Source organism: Neoasaia chiangmaiensis (assembly GCF_002005465.1).
Taxonomy (GTDB): Bacteria; Pseudomonadota; Alphaproteobacteria; order Acetobacterales; family Acetobacteraceae; genus Neoasaia; species Neoasaia chiangmaiensis.
In genome coordinates, this window is record NZ_CP014691.1 from 2,405,911 (window position 1) to 2,422,728 (window position 16,818).

Here is a 16,818-nt window from a genome sequence, read left to right on the forward strand (position 1 = left end):
TACGCCCCCTATATTCAAATCGGTTATAGATGAATCTGCGCCAAATCGAGATCCTTCGCGCGATCATCCGTCACAATACGACGGTGGCGGCTGCCCGGGTTGTGGGGCTGTCCCAGCCGGCAATCAGCAATGCCATCAAAACGATGGAGGAGCAGGCCGGGTTCGCTCTGTTCCAGCGCGTCAATAACCGTCTCTACCCGACGCCGGAGGCGACCATCCTCGCCGAGGATGCTGAAGCCATCTTCGATCTGCACGACAAGCTGGAGCGCCGGATCAGGGATCTGCGCGACAGCAGGGCCGGACAGCTGCGCCTCGTTGCGACGCCGCCGATCGGTTACGGCATCATCACCTCCGCCATTCAGGAGACCCAGCAGGCACGGCCGAAAATCCGGACCTATTTCGACGTCCGTCGTTACGAAGGGGTCATGAACGGCATCGAAAGTCACAACGCCGAACTCGGATTCATCTTGGCATTCGGTGGCAAGCCGGGCATCCAGTCCGAGCTTCTGTGTCACTGCGACATGGTCTGCGTCATGCCGCCCGGGCATCCGCTTAGCGCACGTGCGCAGCTCGGGCCGCGGGACTTGCGTGACTACCGGTTCATCGCGCTTGAGCGGGGAACGCGACTTGGCGAAGCGACGCGGGCGGCGTTCGAGGCTGAACGCGAGGAATTCAATTTCTCGGCTGAAGTCCGGTATGGAAACACCGCATGCGCCCTTGCCGAAGCGCACGCCGGCCTGGCGGTCGTGGACTCCCTGACGGCATTTTCCGGACGGTTTAAGGTTGCCGTTCGCCCCTTTCGCCCGGCTATTCCGGTTGGCGCCTATGCGATATGGTCGGAAAATCGTTCGCTTTCACGGCTTGCGCGCTTCTTTCTGGCGCGTGTGCGCGATGCGGTCGCAAATGTGCCGTCGGCTTCCATCGCGTCGGGCCAGGCAGACGTCTGAACCGTCGTCTGCAGCAGCGGCGGGGAACTTCCGAACCCCGTGACAGGGCTGGGGCTCGGGTTTTCTGCATTTTCAGCTAGACTATAAATTCCGGTGATGGTGCTGTCGGAAAACCGATAGATCGTTGCGAAGTTAGTACGAGATGAACGCGCAATGCTTCGCTTATGCTGCGATCCGAGATTGAAGCTCCATCTGATCGCAGGGATATTGTTCATGAGGCAACGCAGCCGCCAACGTTTCATACTGCTTGGCACGACCTGCATCGTTTTGGCTCAGGCTGGCGTTGCGGCCCATGCCGAAGACGTGGTGAGCCCGTTGCAGAATCGTGAAGAAAAAATCACCGTGCGCAAGGGTATCAGTTCCGCAAATGGCGTTACGAACACGACACCCGGCGGCGGCCTCATGCCGCATCAGACTGCTGCAAAGAGCATCAGTGGTGTCACGCGGGACTTTATCGCCAAGCAGTCTCCGACGACGAATGCGCTGACCCTGCTCAAGGCCATGCCGGGCGTGATCGTGGCCGGATCCGATCCTTTGGGCACGTCGGACCGTATGAACGTTTCGATCCGGGGTCTGAACCAGACGGAGATCGGGACGACTTTCGAAGGCATGCCTGTGGGCGATCGCCTTTACTACAGCCCGTTTACGTCGGAGTGGGCTGACACAGAAAATCTTGGATTTGTGGATGTTGCGCAAGGATCGCCCGATATCAGCGCTCCTGTCTACAATTCCGTAGGTGGTCAGATCAACGCGGGTCTGCGCAGCCCTTCCGATCATTTTGGCGGGCTGCTCGATTTCGCCGGGGGAACAAAAGCCGTCAATCGCGAATTCATGCGGATCGATACGGGATATATCGGAAAATCCGGTATCAAGGGTTATACGTCATTTTCGCATAGCGGTAACGATAACTGGCGTGGTGTCGGCGGTCAGACGCGCGATCACGTGGACAGCCGGTTCGTTAAGGAGTGGGGTGTCGGCAACAGGATTGCTCCGTTCGTTGCATGGAATCTGGTAAAGGCGGATCTGTTTACCAATCCGACGCTGGCGCAGTGGAACCAGTCGAAGGACTCCTATAATTATTCCGGAAACTACCATTTCAGTAACACCCTCTATCAGAAGTTCCATTTCTATCGCCGTCAGACGGTCATGCTCGCCGCACCGTCAGAGTTCACCCTCGCGCGCGATCTGACGCTGTCCATAACACCCTATTTCATGTATAATCATGGCATCATCAATGGTGCCTCGGTGTTGAATGACAGCACGTCCCATTATGGAAACTCGTCAGCCGGTCAACTGGGTCTTCCTTATAGCCAGGATGGGAAGACGACTGTTGAGAACGTTGATCCATATACGCAATTTTCTGCCGGTCAGAACGCGTACATCACCTGGAAAAAGGGCCACAACACGCTCCAGGCGGGCTACTGGTACGATTATTTCGATCATAACGAGGCCACGTCCTATGCGGTCGCGGACGCCAACGGAAACGTGCAGAATGCCTATGGCCACGCGCCGGTCCGCACCGCGAGCGGCGCTATCCTGCGGTCGTTCGACGGGCATATCATCCAGCAGATCAACGCGTTGTTCATCAGCGACACGCTAAAGCTTTTCAAAGACCGCCTGACGCTGAACGCGGGCTTCAAGGAAGTGATGGTCTCGCGTAGCGCGACAAGCGGCGTGCCGGGAACAACCTATGCCGTGACGGCAAACGACGCTATTCCCCTGCCACAGGTCTCGGCGAGTTTCCGGCTGACGCCGCACGACCAGATCTATATCAACGGCACTACGGCGTTTCGCGAGCCGGCTTCGATCAATTCCTATGTCGACATCTACAGCGTCGCGACAGGCAAGATGTCGAGCACGCATGCTTCGAATCTGAAGCCGGAATACTCGATTGCCGAGGAACTGGGATATCGGTACGATGGATTCGTCAATTTCTCGGCGGCTTTCTTCAATTATAACTTCACGAACCGGCAGGTCGCGAGCAGTGCTCTCGTAAACGGAACGCCCGAGACGTTTTCTCTCAACGCGGGTGGGCAGACGTCACACGGCGTGCAGGGCGAAATCGGCCTGCGCCCATGGCATCATTTCAGTCCCTATGTCTCTGCACAGTATCTGCACGCAACAATCGACAACAACTTTCAGATCAGCGGCGACCTGTTGCCGACAAAGGGGAAAACCGCAACTCAGAGTCCGAAATTTACCGGATCGGTCGGTCTGTCCTATGATGATGGCACGATGTTCGGCAACTTCGCGCTCACCTATGTAGGGTCGCAATACACCACGTTCATGAACGACCAGAAGATGCCGTCCTACGAAACCGGAAACATAACGCTCGGGTATCGGTTCAGGAATCTGGGGCCGGCGAAGCATCCCCAGGTGCAGCTCAACCTGATCAATGTCGGTAACGAGAAGTACCTCTCCGGCGCATACGGTGTGACGCCGAACGCCAAGACGACGCGCGGCATCTATGGAACCAGCCTGTCCGGTAGCGAACCGACCTATTACGTAGGTGGCGGATTTGCGGCCGTTGCTTCGATCAGCGCCGGTTTCTGAGGAGCGGTCGCGTCATGACGGCGGAGCAAGACCAGTCCTGCAACGCTCTCTCGGCCTTGCAGGCGATTGTCGGGGTAGAGCATGTTCTCGTCGGGCAGGCTGCCGAGCGGTGGTCTACCGACTGGACTGGTGCCTATCGTGCAATGCCCATTGCGGTCGTGCGGCCAGACAGCCGGGATGAGGTCTCCGCCATTGTGCGGTTAGCTAATACTTTCCGGATTCCGCTCGTGCCGGTGTCAGGGAACACAAGTCTGAATGGTGGTGCCATCGGTCGCGATGCCATCATCATATCGGTCGATCGTATGCGACGTATTCGCGAGATCAGGCCGCAGGCGCGCGTTGCGGTGGTGGAAGCCGGCGTGATCGTCTCGGCGCTTGACGATGCCGTCGGGCAGTATGGCCTGACCTTTCCCCTGTCCTTTGGGGCTGCCGGATCGTCATTGATTGGTGGTGTGCTCTCCACAAATGCGGGTGGCGCCAACGTCCTGCGTTACGGAAATGCGCGCGATCTGTGTCTCGGTCTTGAGGTCGTTCTGCCAGACGGGCAGGTGCTGGACCTAATGACAACGCTGAAAAAAGACAACTCTGGTTTCGATCTTCGTGATCTCCTGATCGGGTCGGAGGGGCAGCTGGGGATCATTACCGCAGCAGTCCTGCGGTTGCATCCGCGCGCCGGTGAGCAGGTGACGGCGATTCTGGGCATGCAAGATCTGTCGCGCGCGCCGGCGCTGCTGAACAGGTTGCAGGACGCCTCGGGCGGTGCTGTCACCGCATTCGAATTCATGTCCCGATCCTATATGGAAAAGGTTCAAGGTCACGTTCAGGGAGCACGCTGCTTTCTTGAGACGATCTATCCGGCCACTATCCTTGTCGAAATGTCCACAACGCGCGAAATGGATCTTGGAAGCCTGCTGGAAACAGGTCTGGAGGAAGCCATGGAAACCGGCGATGTGAGCGACGCGGTCGTGGCGCAGAACAACGGGCAGCAGCGAGATATGTGGGCACTTCGAGAGGCGGCAGCGGAAGTTGCCTTTCACCGACATCCAGTTGTCGATACGGATATTGCTGTTCCTGTCGATCGTGTCGCGGATTATCTTGAGGCCATTCCGCAGCGCATGGCTGAAATTGATGCTGGTTTCGACGATATCGCGGTGGCACACCTGGGTGACGGAAATATCCATTATACGGTTTGGCCGTCTTGCGACGACCCCGCCATAGAGGCCGCTTTCCGGGCCGCGATCGACGCACTGGCGGTCGAAATGGGCGGAACGTTCTCGGCCGAGCATGGAATAGGTCTGTCGAAGTTGCCCTCCATGGCCCGGCACAAGAACAGGGTTGCGCTGGACGTTATGCGGAAAATCAAGACTGCGCTTGATCCGAACGGCATTCTCAACCCCGGCAAGACGTTGCCTGCAGAAATCTAGAGGTTTTGGGCGTTGTTAGCGCTTGAAATTGTTCCTGTATCGTAGAGATGGAAAAAAGTGCCGGAATAGGTAGTTTCATCGATGAAACATGGCGATCTCGGAGGCACTGATTGAGGCTGTTCGCTCACGGGGCAAGACACCGCCGCATGATCTTCGGCGTAAGGTAGCAGCGACTTTCTGGCGTCATAAGAATGACGAGAAATGGCAGAGCGTCCCCGTCGAACTGGGGCCGTGGTGGCGGGCGGCGCGGCTTTTCATCCACTCTGGGCGCTGGAAAAGCCTGTTTGAAAATGCATGTTGATGGTAGCTCATCCAGATGTTTCCGGTGCCTTCGGCAGGCGGCATCCGTCAGCGCGTGAATCCTGGTCGTGCGCCCGCCGCGCGATCGATCGGTGGGCTGGTTTCGTTCTGCCAGAAGTGCGGCGATGGGCCTTTACGGCGTAGCTGTCGATCAGAAGTTGGGCAGACGCTCCACCGTTCTGCGCCAGCGCCTCGAACAGGCGCGCCCAGACGCTCTTTTCGCAGGCTAGCGCTGAAACCGATTGTAGAGCGTCTTGCGCGGGCCATACGCGGCCGGCGCATCCTTGCATCGCGCGCCGGACAACAGGATCTGAATGATGCCGCTGATCACTCATCGATCATCCACGCGCGGCTGGCTTGCCACGCGTATGGGAGCCGCCGAAACGCACCCTGGGCGGCGTCGACGACGTCCTGGGCCGCATGCGTCTGCCCGGCGATCCCCTCGCCGGTCCGATGCATCGGGTTCCGCTTCTCCAGTGGCAGACATGGGTAAGGCTGGCGTTTGTCGAGGCCGGAAAAGACTGGCGCTCGCTGCAGCGTCTCGCCGTAGAAAATGGCGTGCTGCGCGACTACGCTCTTATGGCCGACCAGGGCTGGTGAAGCGGGCCGCTGGGTGTCGTCCCGTGGCATGAAGCCGTCGGTGTCGTGGCCGGTCGGTCGAGCCCGACAAATGGGGCGTTCAGTGTCGCTGACCCCCGGATCGACGGACACGACCGATCTGTGCAGCATGGCGTCCGGCGGTGGCACGATCCGGCACCTGTCGTGACCGGCAAGATGCTGGTCGGAGGCGGTCCGCACGCGGTTGCCGATCCCCGTCATCCCGTTCCAGCCAAACAGTCGAACGAGTATCGTATCGTGCCCTGGAGCGATGTCGCGCGCTGCATCACCGGCGCACATGGCACTGGACAGTGCGTTGCCGATCCGCGACCCAATCTGTCACGCGGCAAGGGTGACGCTTACCTGACCGCCGGACACTACGGCGTGGTGTCGTGGACCGACAGCACGGGCGCGGTGAGTGCGGCGGCCGGCCACGACAACGGCCGCTGGGCTGTTGCCGATCCGCGAACCCGGCTTCCGGCGTCAGCCGACAAACTGGTCGCGGTCATTCGTTCCCTCGACGGAACGTGGCATCGTCCCTTCACCACCGCCGAGCTGGCGGCCTTGCAGTCCCTGTTCGACCCGGAAGAGCAGGCCGAGCTCGACGGTCTGAACGACGCCGCCTGGCGCGAGAGGATCGGCAATGCCGTTCCACCGAACGCTGCCCGGGCGATTGCCGAAACGATGGGACGCACGCTGCTCGCGGCCTGGAGCGGCGAAAGCTTCATGCTCAGCGCCGAACCGATCTGGGTGCAGCCGATCGCGATCGCCGCAAGCGTCGCCCAGCCTTCTGTCGATCTCTGAACCGCATGCGGCACGCGGAGAGCGGCCGCAAACAGGTCGAAAAAGCGACTGGGCCAATTTGCCGGTCCGGGTTTGCGCGGTCTGAAGCGTCCGTCGTCGCACGCAAGCCCCAAGCCTTCGGTCGTCCCGGTCCCGTGAAGCCGCAAGCGGCTTCCGCGCCAAGACCGGGCCGAGGGCGTGCGCCCGCCGCCTGAGGACGCTTCCCGTCGACCGCACCCGGAACGGCAAACCGACAGATCGCCGGAATGAGCAGACGGGAAAACATTCAGAAGGAGTGTCCACCATGTCAGACAAACGAGGGTTAGGCCGCAACACCCGATACATGAAGAAAGGGCGCGCGGAAGAGAGCAGTCGGACGTCGGGACGCGGCACCTCGCGCCATGCGTCGACACAACCGTCGAGCAACCCGCCTGCCTTGCAAGGCTGACCCGGAGGACGCCCCGACCGGCGTCGGACGCCCATGTCGTCACATCATCTGCCCCGAAAGAAATATGCCATGTCTGGTTCCCTGATCCATGCCGGGACCGTCGCGCGGCAGCATGTCCTTGGCGATCATGGCTTTGATGCGCTGGTCGATCGCGCTGATCTGGGTCGAGAGCAACGCGATCATGGTGTTGATCTGCTCGGCGATGTCGTCATGGCCTGCACTGTGACGACGCAACTTCTCGGCCTTGCGCATGTCGACCAACTGCCTGCGGCGACGTAGGAAATCGGCCAATGTCGCACGGGCCGGACTGATGGGCCGGGTGACAGGCAAATCCAGGGCTGCGCCCATCTGGGCCAGCACGCGGGCGTCAACGCGGTCGGTTTTGGCCAGAACGCCGGTCGCGCGGGCGAACTCGCGCGCCTGACGCGGATTGACGCGCGAGAACGGATGCGCGCGTTCGGTCAGGGCGGCGATGAGAGCGCCGTCGCAGCCGCTGGTGGCTTCGAAAACGACGAGGTTGTCGGGCGTGAGCGTTTCGGTCCATTCGGCGATGGCGTCACGCGTATTGGGAATGCGCAGCATCCTGCCGGAAGGAAGGGCGCAGAGATCGAGGAAGGCGCGCGAAAGATCGCAACCGATGACTGGCTGTGGCATGGTGAAGGTTCCTGTCCATGTCGTGCGGGATCGGAAGTCCCAAGCAACTGTTCAGGGTTGAGCAAAGGCGGAAGGGGCCCATGCTCCCAAACGGGCTCCAGACCCTCGGGGGGGGGGGGGGACGGGCTCCCTTCCGCTGCCCACTCTCTCACATCACCAACAGACAGGGGGGGAAGCTGTCTGTCCGGTTTCGGCAAAAGGCTCTAGGAAGCAGCCATTCGTGCGCAGAGCCATGTTACTTATTTCCATAACTCTTTCATGTGCGTGCGACGGTTTTCCTGATCCGACGTTCAGTAGCGTAAGCACTCGTCATTACCCGGTTCGGTTAAGAGCCGCAGCAGGCGGCTGGGATGCTGCGCGAGCGGTCTGGCCGAGGATCGTGACGGCCGCAATGCCGACTGCGATCAGTGTGACTGCGACGAAAGGAAGCGGCGTCAAGCCGATTCGTTCATCGAAGCCGGAAAGCCAAGCACGCATCAAGACCCATGCGAGCGGCCATGCGAGGAAAGTGGCGATCAGAACGGGACGCAGGAACTGTCCGATCAGAAGCATGAGAATATCCTGCGTACGCGCGCCCAAGACTTTACGAATACCGATCTCCTGCATTCGGCGTGTCGCCGTGAAGGTGGAAAGTCCATATAGACCGAGACAGGCAATGCCGATGGCAATGGCCGATCCGAGGCCAAACAGCGCGCCATGACTTGCGTCGGTTCGGTAATCTTCCGCGAAAACGTCGTTCGCGGTGCGGGCCGTGAATGCGACATTCGGCGCAATTTCCTCCCATGCGGCACGCAGGCGGGCGATCTCCACCTGCTCGGATGCACCGCTGTAGCGAACGATGCCCCAGACATAAGAAATCGGCCCGTTCGTCCCATAATAGAGCAGAGGCGCCATAGGGCTGCGCGCGCTCCGAAACCGAATATCGTCGACCACGCCGATGATACGATAAACCTGTGCAGAGCTGTCTTGAGCCGCCTCCTGAACTTCCTGTCCCACCGCCGCCTGAGGGGAAGCAAACCCGAGACGCTCCACCGTAAAACGGGAAATAACGACGCTTGTTCCATTTCCGGCCACCATCGGGTCGGGCGTATAATCCTGACCATGCGCCCTGTCGAACAGGCGCCCCGCGATCACATGGGCGCCGATGGCTTCAAAATATCCCTCTGTCGCCTTGCCCCAGCGTAATTCGTGCTTATCCGCGTGTCCGGGACGCCGCCAGTCGAAGCCGTCAACGAGGTTGTGCGGCACGACGTCGGACCGGGTCGCAATCGTAACGCCGGGAACCGCCGCCAATCGCCGCATGATCTCGCTCTGGCGGTTCTGCAAGGTCGCGTCGGCCAATGACGGGATCAGAATCAAGCCGCCCGAATTCATGCCCCGGTCCAAACGGCGTACATGCGACGCCTGCTGCGTCATCACGAGCGTACAAATCGCCAGCGTGATGGCGAAGCTGAACTGCAAAACCACCAGCACCGAGCGCAGCAGGCTTTCGATACGTCCCCCCGCCGGCGTCTTGCTTGCAGCGAGCACTGGCGCCGGTTGGTACGCCGACAGCACCAATGCGGGATAACCCCCCGCTAAAACTCCGGTGAGCAGCACGATAACGAGGGTGATGGGCAACATGAAAACCAAGTCGAAACCAAGCCGCCAGCCGCCCCATTCATTCACCCAGTGTAAGGAGAGTTCCGTCAGAGCCAGCCCCGCGAGGCCGGCAAGAGCGACCAGGACGACTGCCTCGACGATCAGTTGCATGGCCAGTGCGAAGCGGGTCGCGCCCAGAACCTTGCGCATGGCGATATCCCTCGCACGCAACACGGATCGGGCAGTCGCGAGATTGATATAATTGATGAGTGCCGCTGTCAGCGCAGCAATTCCCACGAAACCGAGAATGTCGACGAGTGTCCGATTATTGCCGCCGTCGCCGATCGCGGCGGAATGGAAATGCACGGCACGCAGCGGCACCAGTTCGAGGCCGCCGTCGCCAAAAGCCTCGCGGATCGTGTCAGCCGTCCAATTGCCTGGATGGCGCGCGGCATAACCGGCAAGCCCATGATTGACGCGCAGGGCGGCTTGCGGATTGTTGATCCGCACCCACATCGTTCCCCATTCTGAGCCCCAGTTCGTGAAGGGCGGTTTAGTGAACCAGCTTGTTGGTGTAACGCCGATGATATCGAACGCCATCGAGCGATTGGTTGGCGGATCGGCGAGTACGCCCGTGACGACGGCTTCGTTTCGTTCATTGTCGATCTGGAGCTTCCGCCCCAGCGCGGCGGTCGTGCCAAAATATTTGCGCGCTTCGGCAGCCGAGATTACCACCTTGCCGGGACCGTTGAGCGCCGTGCCTTTGTTGCCGGCGACGAGCGGCAGATCGAACACGGAAAAGAAGGACCGATCTGTGAACGTGACCTGCTCGCATGCCACCGTATTCCCCACACGCACGACGAGAGGCTCCTGCAGGACACGGATGCTGGCGGCGATCTCCGGGAAGTCCACTTTCAAAAACGGAAACGAGACGAAACTGACGGTACTATTCTCCTGCGGTGCGTGACCGGCAACATGCGCGAGTTCGTCCACCTGATAGATCTGTGCTGCGTGGGGAATATCGGCGTCATAGCCATATTCATAGCGAACGATGAGCGCCATCGTCAGAAAGACGGCGATGCCCAGCGCCAGCCCGAACAGGTTGAGAACGGTGTAGAGTTTGTGCCGCGAGAGTGTCCGGTAGATCGACGTTGCAAGACCCGTGAACATGAGCGCTCTTCCTTCTACCAACCAGCCTTGTCCAGCGCGGAAATGGGGGCCTGCAATGGCTCCCAGCCGCGCGCGCGGGCGCGCTGCAGGTTCGCATCCGCATCGTAATGATGTTCGTCCGGCAGCAGGTCGCGTGCCTGCAATCGACCCATCGCGGCCAGAAGCGTGGCTTCAGCCACGATCGTGTCATGCCGACTGCCCGCAAGCTCCACCTGCGCCGTGCGCAAATTCTGGTCGGCATACAGCACGTCCGTCGTGCTGCGCAGGCCATAGCCATATTCGAGCTGGTAGCCTTTCAGGGCCGTCTCGCCGGATTGCACCTCGGCCATGCCGGCCCTGATCGCCTGAAGGCCGTTTTCCACGGCACGCCAGTTGGTCACCACGTCTTGTAAGGCTGTTCGATGGGCAAGTTCGACGTTCTGCCGCGCCTGCTCGTCCTTCGCGCGCGCCTGCCGGATCTGGGAATTATAAAGGTCGCCGTTATAGATCGGCTGCACGAGCGACACGGTACCGGCAAGCTGCTCCCCATATTCCCGGCCCCGGAACGGCGAGGCCGGTCCGATTGTACCGAACGTGCCTTGCACCTGAATTTGCGGTCCCCACTGCGAGCGCGCTGTATCGATATCGGCGGCTGTCGCGTCCTTGGTCTCGCGCATCCGGGCAAGCTGGGGATTGGCCGCGATCGCCGCCGTCACCGCTTGTCCGACGCTTGGCGGCATGCCCGGAAGTCCATCGGGCATCGTTAGGTTTTGAGGTTCCACGCCAATCACCGCGCGAAACAGTGCTTCCGATGCCGCGAGCGTTGCCCGCGCCTGCGTTAGCGCCACTTCCGCCGAACGACGACGTGTTTCCGCCTGCTCCACATCGGTCCGCGTAACCTGCTCGGTTGGTTGGCCGCCAAGATTGTAGCGCGAGGTGGTCAGTTGCACCTGCCGCGTCAGCATATCCAGATCGGCGCGTCGAACCTCCAGAACGTTCCGGTCACGCAAGACATTCATGTAGGCGGTAATCGCGTTGGTAAAAACCTGCGATTCCGTCAGACGCAGCGCATGACCCTCCGCCCGTGAGCGGGCATCCGCGGCCCGGACCTGATTGGCGACATGCCCAAAGGAATACAGGGTCTGCCTGGCTGTGACATAGCCTTCGGCATAGTTCGACGTGTAGGTGCCGAGTGCGAAGGCGTCCGTATAGGGACCCTGTTGATAGTTGGCGTCCATGTTGACAGAGACCGTCGGGCGCCAGCCGGAACGGGTCTGGGCGGAGTTCTCGGTCACAGAACGCTGATTGGCTTGCTCGCCCAGCAGGGTCGGGTTGCTTCGATAGGCCAGTGCCAGGGCTTGAGTCAGGGTCTGGGCCGAGGCGGACGTCGCGGGCAGAACGACAAGAAGCGGAAGAAGAAAGCGTTTGGTCATGGTCGGTCAGTCCGCACGAAGAGCGCGCGCGGGCTTGGCGCGGGCGACGCGAAGGGTCTGGGTAAAAACGGTCAACGCCGCGATCAGTAGCGCTATCGTCACGACGAAGACGAAATAGAGCGGCGAGAGCGCGATCCGCTGCTGGTATACCGAAAGCCAGGCGCGCATGAGCGCCCAGGCAGGAGGGATCGCGCAGAGACAGGCACCGACGACCGGGCGCAGGAAATCGCCGAGCATAAGCCCCAGAACATTGCGCGTCGTGGCGCCGAGCGTTTTACGGATGCCGATCTCATGTGTCCGACGCAGAGCTGTGAAAGAAGCAAGACCGTAGAGACCCATGCAGGCGATGACGATCGCGAGGACGGAGGCGATCGTGTAAAGCCGCCCCTGCCGCCGTTCGGAGCGGTAGAAGGTGGAGATGCGGTCCTGCACCGAGCGGAAATAGCCCGGCTCCTCGGGCAACGTCGCGTTCCACACCTGCTCGACCCGTGCCTTCATCATGGATTCCGGCACATGGGAGAAACGAACAGAGAGGTTGGGATAGCTCAACGCAGCAGAAGACGTGTGTAGGGTGAGCGTCGCCGAAACCTCTTCGCGCGCCGAGACGAAGCGCATATCGTCCTCGACGCCGATAATCCTTACGCTTACAGGACCGTCCGTGAGGATTTGTCCCACCGCCTGCTCAGGGCTCTTAAAGCCGAACTGTTGCAGGGCACTACGATTGAGGATGGCACTGAATGTCCTCTTCCCGGCCTGCTCCAGGGTCGCAATGCCAGGACTTTCGTCTTCGCCGTGCGCGGAATCAAACCAGCGACCGGCGAGAAGGCGTGGTCGATAGGTCTCGAAATAGCCGTCTGAAACGGTATCAACGAGGATATGTCTCTGGACTGGATGTGTGCCCGTGGACGAGAGTGTGACACGCCAGTGATTGGTAATATTCGGCTCCAGCATCGAGAGAGCCGCGGATGTCACGCCCGGAACGTGGCGCATGGCATCAAGGACGTGCCGCTGAGTGCCCAGGTCCTGCGTCGTCATCATGGGGCTGATGAGCAGGCCGCTCTGTACGAAGCCGAGATCGATCTGTTGAAGGAATCTTGCCTGCCGGTCGATGACGAGCGTGCAGATCGCGAAGGTTACGGCAAGAAAGAATTGCGCGACGACGAGGCCGGCGCGCAGGCGCGCGGCGTGCCGGCCGCCTGAGGGCATTCGTGTGCTTGCCAGTGTCGATGCGGACGGATAACGCGAGAGGAGAAGGGCTGGATACAGGCCGGATGCGAAACCCGTGACAAGCACCACAGCGACAAGGAACGGCAGCACGAACGTGTAGTCCATTCGTAACGTACTCCCCATCAGCGATGCCACGCCGGGTAGTGCGACCTCGGTGAGAGCGAGCCCGAGCAGACTGCCAAGGATCGCGTTTACGAGTGCCTCGCCCATGAACTGGACGAACAAAGTGCGCCGTGTCGCGCCAAGCACCTTGCGGACAGCGACCTCTCGAGCGCGGAGGGTAGACCGTGCCGTCGCAAGATTGACGACGTTGAGCGTCGCTAGCATCAGGGCGCAGGCACCGATGAGGCCGAGCATGTTCACGACACGCCGATCCGTCGCCTCGTCGCCTTCGTTCACGTCCAGATCGTGAAAATGCGTCTCACGCAGGCTTACGAGCGTAAGCGCGAATCGTCGCTCCGGGTGGCGTCCCAATGCCACGTCATCGTTTGGCGCACCGCTGGCATGTGCGATGACGAAGTCGCGAAGGCGACTTGCGATGGCCGCGCGATCTCGGGCACTTCCAACGCGGATGAAGATCGAGCCTGAACTCGCACCCCAGTAACGATAGGCGCTGTCGTCGAGACGATAGGCTGGAATACCGGTCAACAGATCCGGCGCGAGAGTTACAGGCTGGGCTGGCGGCGCGAGAACGCCCGTCACTGTGAGGTCAAGCCGATGACCCTCTCGGCTCACCAGCACTGTGCGACCGAGCGCTGCCGTTGTACCGAAAAGGGCCCGCGCTTTCTCCGCCGAGAGAACCACAGAGCCTGGGCGAGCAAGCGCAGTTTTCGGATCGCCACGCTCAAGCTTTAACGGGATCGTCTCGAAAAACGTCGGATCGACCATAGCGCCATTCGTTGATAGATGCCTGTCGCCCATATGCATGACGAATACATCGCTGTCGTAACGCGTTGCGGCGAGGATCTGCGGAAAGTCCACCTTCAGAAAGGGAAACGCGATGAACGGAACATCCGCGTGCTCGCTGACTGGCAGGCCGGGATTGGACAGGCGCTGTCCGACGCGCAAAATGTTCGTGGCGTTAGGAATTGAGACATTGAACTCATATTCGTGGCGGACCTGCAGCGCGAGAACGAGGCAAATCGCCATACCGAGGCCGAGGCCCAGTACGTTCAGCCCAACGTAGAGCGGGTGACGCTGCGCCTGCCGGACGGCGCCGCGAAAGATTGTCATCAGCATCGGCGTCACTCCGCACGCAAGGCGCGTGCAGGTTCGGCGCGCGACAGGCGCAGCGTCTGGCCCAGCACCGTTAGCGTCGCGATGGCCAGCGCGCCCGCGACCGCGATCATGAATGACACCGGTCCGAGCGTGATCCGCTCGTCGAAGCCCGAGAGCCAGTCGTGCATGATTGCCCAGCCGATCGGGCAGGCGATGACGCAGGCAATGACGACCGGGCGGAGGAAATCACGCAGGAGCAGCGCGATCACCTGCCCCGACGTGGCCCCAAGGGTTTTTCGTATGCCGATCTCATGCAGTCGTCGCGCGGTGGAGAACGCGGCCAGACCATAGAGTCCAAGTGCGGCGATCACCACGGCCGCCACAGCGCCGAGGGCGAAGATGCGGCCGCGCTGCTCGTCGGCACGGAAGTAATCCTCCATGCGCTCGTTGGCGGCCTGAAAGTGGGCGGATACATCGGGCAGCACGCTCGCCCACGCGCGGTCGAGGCGGCGCTCCATCTCCTGCTCCGGCACGCCGGTGAAACGTACGGCGGGGATGGGTCCCTCGTAAGGTCTGCCCTTCAGCGGATCGTATGCAATTACGCCCGGATAGACAGGATCGCGTGGTGATCCGAAGCGCATGTCGGCAACCACGCCGACGATCGTCACATGAACCCAACGTGCATCGAGAACCTTGCCAATCGCGTCGGCGGGCGTGGCGAAGCCGAATCTCAGTGCGGCGGTCGAGTTGATTACGACATTGCCGACCGCATCGTGAACATCCTTGCCATAGGTGGGCCAGACATCCTGACCGTGGATGTCGTCGAACCATCGACCGGCGATGAGCCTCGGCCGGTAGGTGTTCCAGTATCCGCCGTCGACGACATCCCGAAGGAGGTGAACTCTTATCGTCCCGTGTGAACCAACATAGGAATAGTCACTCTGACTCGTGCTGTTCGGATTCGGCGCCAGCTTGCCGTAGGCGATGGACTGCACGCCAGCGACTAAACGCAATGCCTCACGCACTCTTCGCTGGATCGTGACGTCCTTGATTGGAATAGCCCTGCCGATCAAGAGGCCCGAGCGCGCGAACCCGCTATCGGCGCTGCGGAGAAACCCGGTCTGCCGGTGGATGACGACCATGCCGATGACGATGGTCACAGCGATGGTGAACTGTGCGATCACCAGACCGTCGCGCAGACGCGCAGCGGCCCGACCACCCGAAGGCATCTTCGCCGCTGCCAGCACCGCCGCCGGTCGCGTGCCCGAGAGCACCAGCGCCGGGTAGATCCCGCTCGCCATTCCGCAGCCGAACACGATCAGGGGCAGCACGGCAAGGACGAAGCCGTAGGGTATGGCGATGGATTCGCCCGTCAACGTCGCGGCCTCCGGCACCAGCACTTCGCAAAGCGCGAGGCCCAGCACGCCGGAGATGGCCGTAAGCATTATCGCCTCGCCGACGAACTGCGCAAAGAGCGCGGATCGCGTGCCGCCGAGAGTCTTGCGGATCGCCATCTCCCGGGCGCGCAGCACTGAGCGCGCGGTGGAGAGGTTCACGGTATTGGCGCAGGCCAGCGCGAGCGCCAACAGCCCGACGAGTCCGATCCCGTCGATCACGTTCCGGTCGGCCCCGTTGGAGGCTTCGACAACGTTGGCATCGTAAAAACGTGCATTGCGCATCGGCACCAGATTCAGCGCAAAAGTCTCCTCAGGATGAGTGCCGAGGCTTGAATCACCGCTCCCTGATCCCGAAGCGCGACGAATGATGAAATCGCGCAGTCGGCTTTGAACAGAAACAATGTCGGAGGGGTGTCGGAGCTTGAGATAGACGGAACCGCAATCGCTGCCCCAGCTTATGAAGCAGGATCTGGTGCGCTCATCTTCCGGAGGAATCGGGATGATCATCTCCAGATCGGCGAGAAAATTCGGCCCTCGCGCTCCGTTCATGACCGCCGTGACGACATGCCTGCTGCTCACTCCTGACCGGTCGATCGTGACCGTCCTGCCCAGCACGTCCGACGTTCCGAACAGGCGCGTGGCGGCCGCGCGCGAGAGCACCAGCCCATCCGGTCGCGTCAGTGCATCGTCCGTTCCGGCCGCCAGGCGGATGCCGAACATCCGAAGAATGGACGGGTCCGCCAGCGTTGCATCAAGGCTTGCCAGCTCGTCTTTCTGTTTGATCTGGACGTCTTCCGGCTTTATTCGAGCGGCATCCACGATCTCGGGGAAGTCCTGCCGCAGGAAGGGCAGGGCGCGGAAGGTAACGGAGTCATATTCCGCCCGCGCCGTGCCCGGCTCGGTCGAAATTCCATCGACTCGCACGAGACGGTCTACGTCCCTCAGCCCCGCGTTGTAGCTGTATTCGAACCGCACGAGCAGGGCGAGCGCGAGAAACACGCCGATGCCGAGCGCCAGACCGAACACGTTTAAACCGACGTAAAGTGGGTGACGCCGTGCCTGTCGGATGACACTGCGAAAGATTGTTGCCAGCATGTTCCGTTTCTC

Annotated in this window: 11 protein-coding genes and 1 pseudogene; 6 read left to right on the forward strand and 6 right to left on the reverse strand. The window is 61.0% G+C overall.

The window, feature by feature from the left end:
- The first annotated feature begins 29 nt into the window (after positions 1-29).
- From A0U93_RS11635 to A0U93_RS11645, 3 genes are all read left to right on the forward strand, one after another.
- The gene (locus tag A0U93_RS11635; protein WP_077807485.1) at positions 30-947 is read left to right on the forward strand and encodes a LysR family transcriptional regulator; all 918 of its coding nucleotides are present in this window, start codon (positions 30-32) and stop codon (positions 945-947) included.
- A 213-nt stretch (positions 948-1,160) separates the two neighbouring features.
- A complete protein-coding gene (locus A0U93_RS11640; protein ID WP_077808492.1) occupies positions 1,161-3,500 on the forward strand; it encodes a TonB-dependent receptor in 2,340 nt (779 codons plus the stop codon).
- A 14-nt stretch (positions 3,501-3,514) separates the two neighbouring features.
- On the forward strand, positions 3,515-4,924 hold the full coding sequence (locus A0U93_RS11645; protein ID WP_077807486.1) for an FAD-binding oxidoreductase: 1,410 nt from the start codon (positions 3,515-3,517) through the stop codon (positions 4,922-4,924).
- Between the two features lie 331 nt (positions 4,925-5,255).
- Here the strand turns inward: A0U93_RS11645 and A0U93_RS16840 are convergent.
- Positions 5,256-5,594: pseudogene (locus A0U93_RS16840) on the reverse strand (transposase); the annotation flags it as partial.
- Here A0U93_RS16840 and A0U93_RS16640 point away from each other — a divergent pair.
- The 3 genes from A0U93_RS16640 (at position 5,582) to A0U93_RS16485 (ending at position 7,052) form a co-directional block, all read left to right on the forward strand.
- The gene (locus A0U93_RS16640; protein ID WP_174807254.1) at positions 5,582-5,824 is read left to right on the forward strand and encodes a hypothetical protein; all 243 of its coding nucleotides are present in this window, start codon (positions 5,582-5,584) and stop codon (positions 5,822-5,824) included. The pseudogene A0U93_RS16840 and the gene A0U93_RS16640 sit on opposite strands and share 13 nt — an antisense overlap.
- A 120-nt stretch (positions 5,825-5,944) precedes the next feature.
- On the forward strand, positions 5,945-6,625 hold the full coding sequence (locus tag A0U93_RS11655) for a DNA cytosine methyltransferase (protein WP_174807255.1): 681 nt from the start codon (positions 5,945-5,947) through the stop codon (positions 6,623-6,625).
- Positions 6,626-6,908: 283 nt separating this feature from the next.
- The gene (locus A0U93_RS16485; protein WP_169852753.1) at positions 6,909-7,052 is read left to right on the forward strand and encodes a hypothetical protein; all 144 of its coding nucleotides are present in this window, start codon (positions 6,909-6,911) and stop codon (positions 7,050-7,052) included.
- 39 nt (positions 7,053-7,091) lie between these two features.
- Here A0U93_RS16485 and A0U93_RS16845 read toward each other — a convergent pair whose 3' ends face one another.
- From A0U93_RS16845 to A0U93_RS11680, 5 genes are all read right to left on the reverse strand, one after another.
- The gene (locus A0U93_RS16845; RefSeq protein ID WP_077807488.1) at positions 7,092-7,706 is read right to left on the reverse strand and encodes an IS110 family transposase; all 615 of its coding nucleotides are present in this window, start codon (positions 7,704-7,706) and stop codon (positions 7,092-7,094) included.
- Between the two features lie 312 nt (positions 7,707-8,018).
- A complete protein-coding gene (locus A0U93_RS11665; protein WP_077807489.1) occupies positions 8,019-10,457 on the reverse strand; it encodes an ABC transporter permease in 2,439 nt (812 codons plus the stop codon).
- Positions 10,458-10,471: 14 nt separating this feature from the next.
- Positions 10,472-11,869, reverse strand: coding sequence for a TolC family outer membrane protein (locus tag A0U93_RS11670; RefSeq protein WP_077807490.1), 1,398 nt, complete (start codon positions 11,867-11,869; stop codon positions 10,472-10,474).
- A 6-nt stretch (positions 11,870-11,875) separates the two neighbouring features.
- The gene (locus A0U93_RS11675) at positions 11,876-14,335 is read right to left on the reverse strand and encodes an FtsX-like permease family protein (protein WP_077807491.1); all 2,460 of its coding nucleotides are present in this window, start codon (positions 14,333-14,335) and stop codon (positions 11,876-11,878) included.
- A gap of 5 nt (positions 14,336-14,340) precedes the next feature.
- A complete protein-coding gene (locus A0U93_RS11680) occupies positions 14,341-16,806 on the reverse strand; it encodes an ABC transporter permease (protein ID WP_077807492.1) in 2,466 nt (821 codons plus the stop codon).
- Between the last annotated feature and the right edge of the window lie 12 nt (positions 16,807-16,818).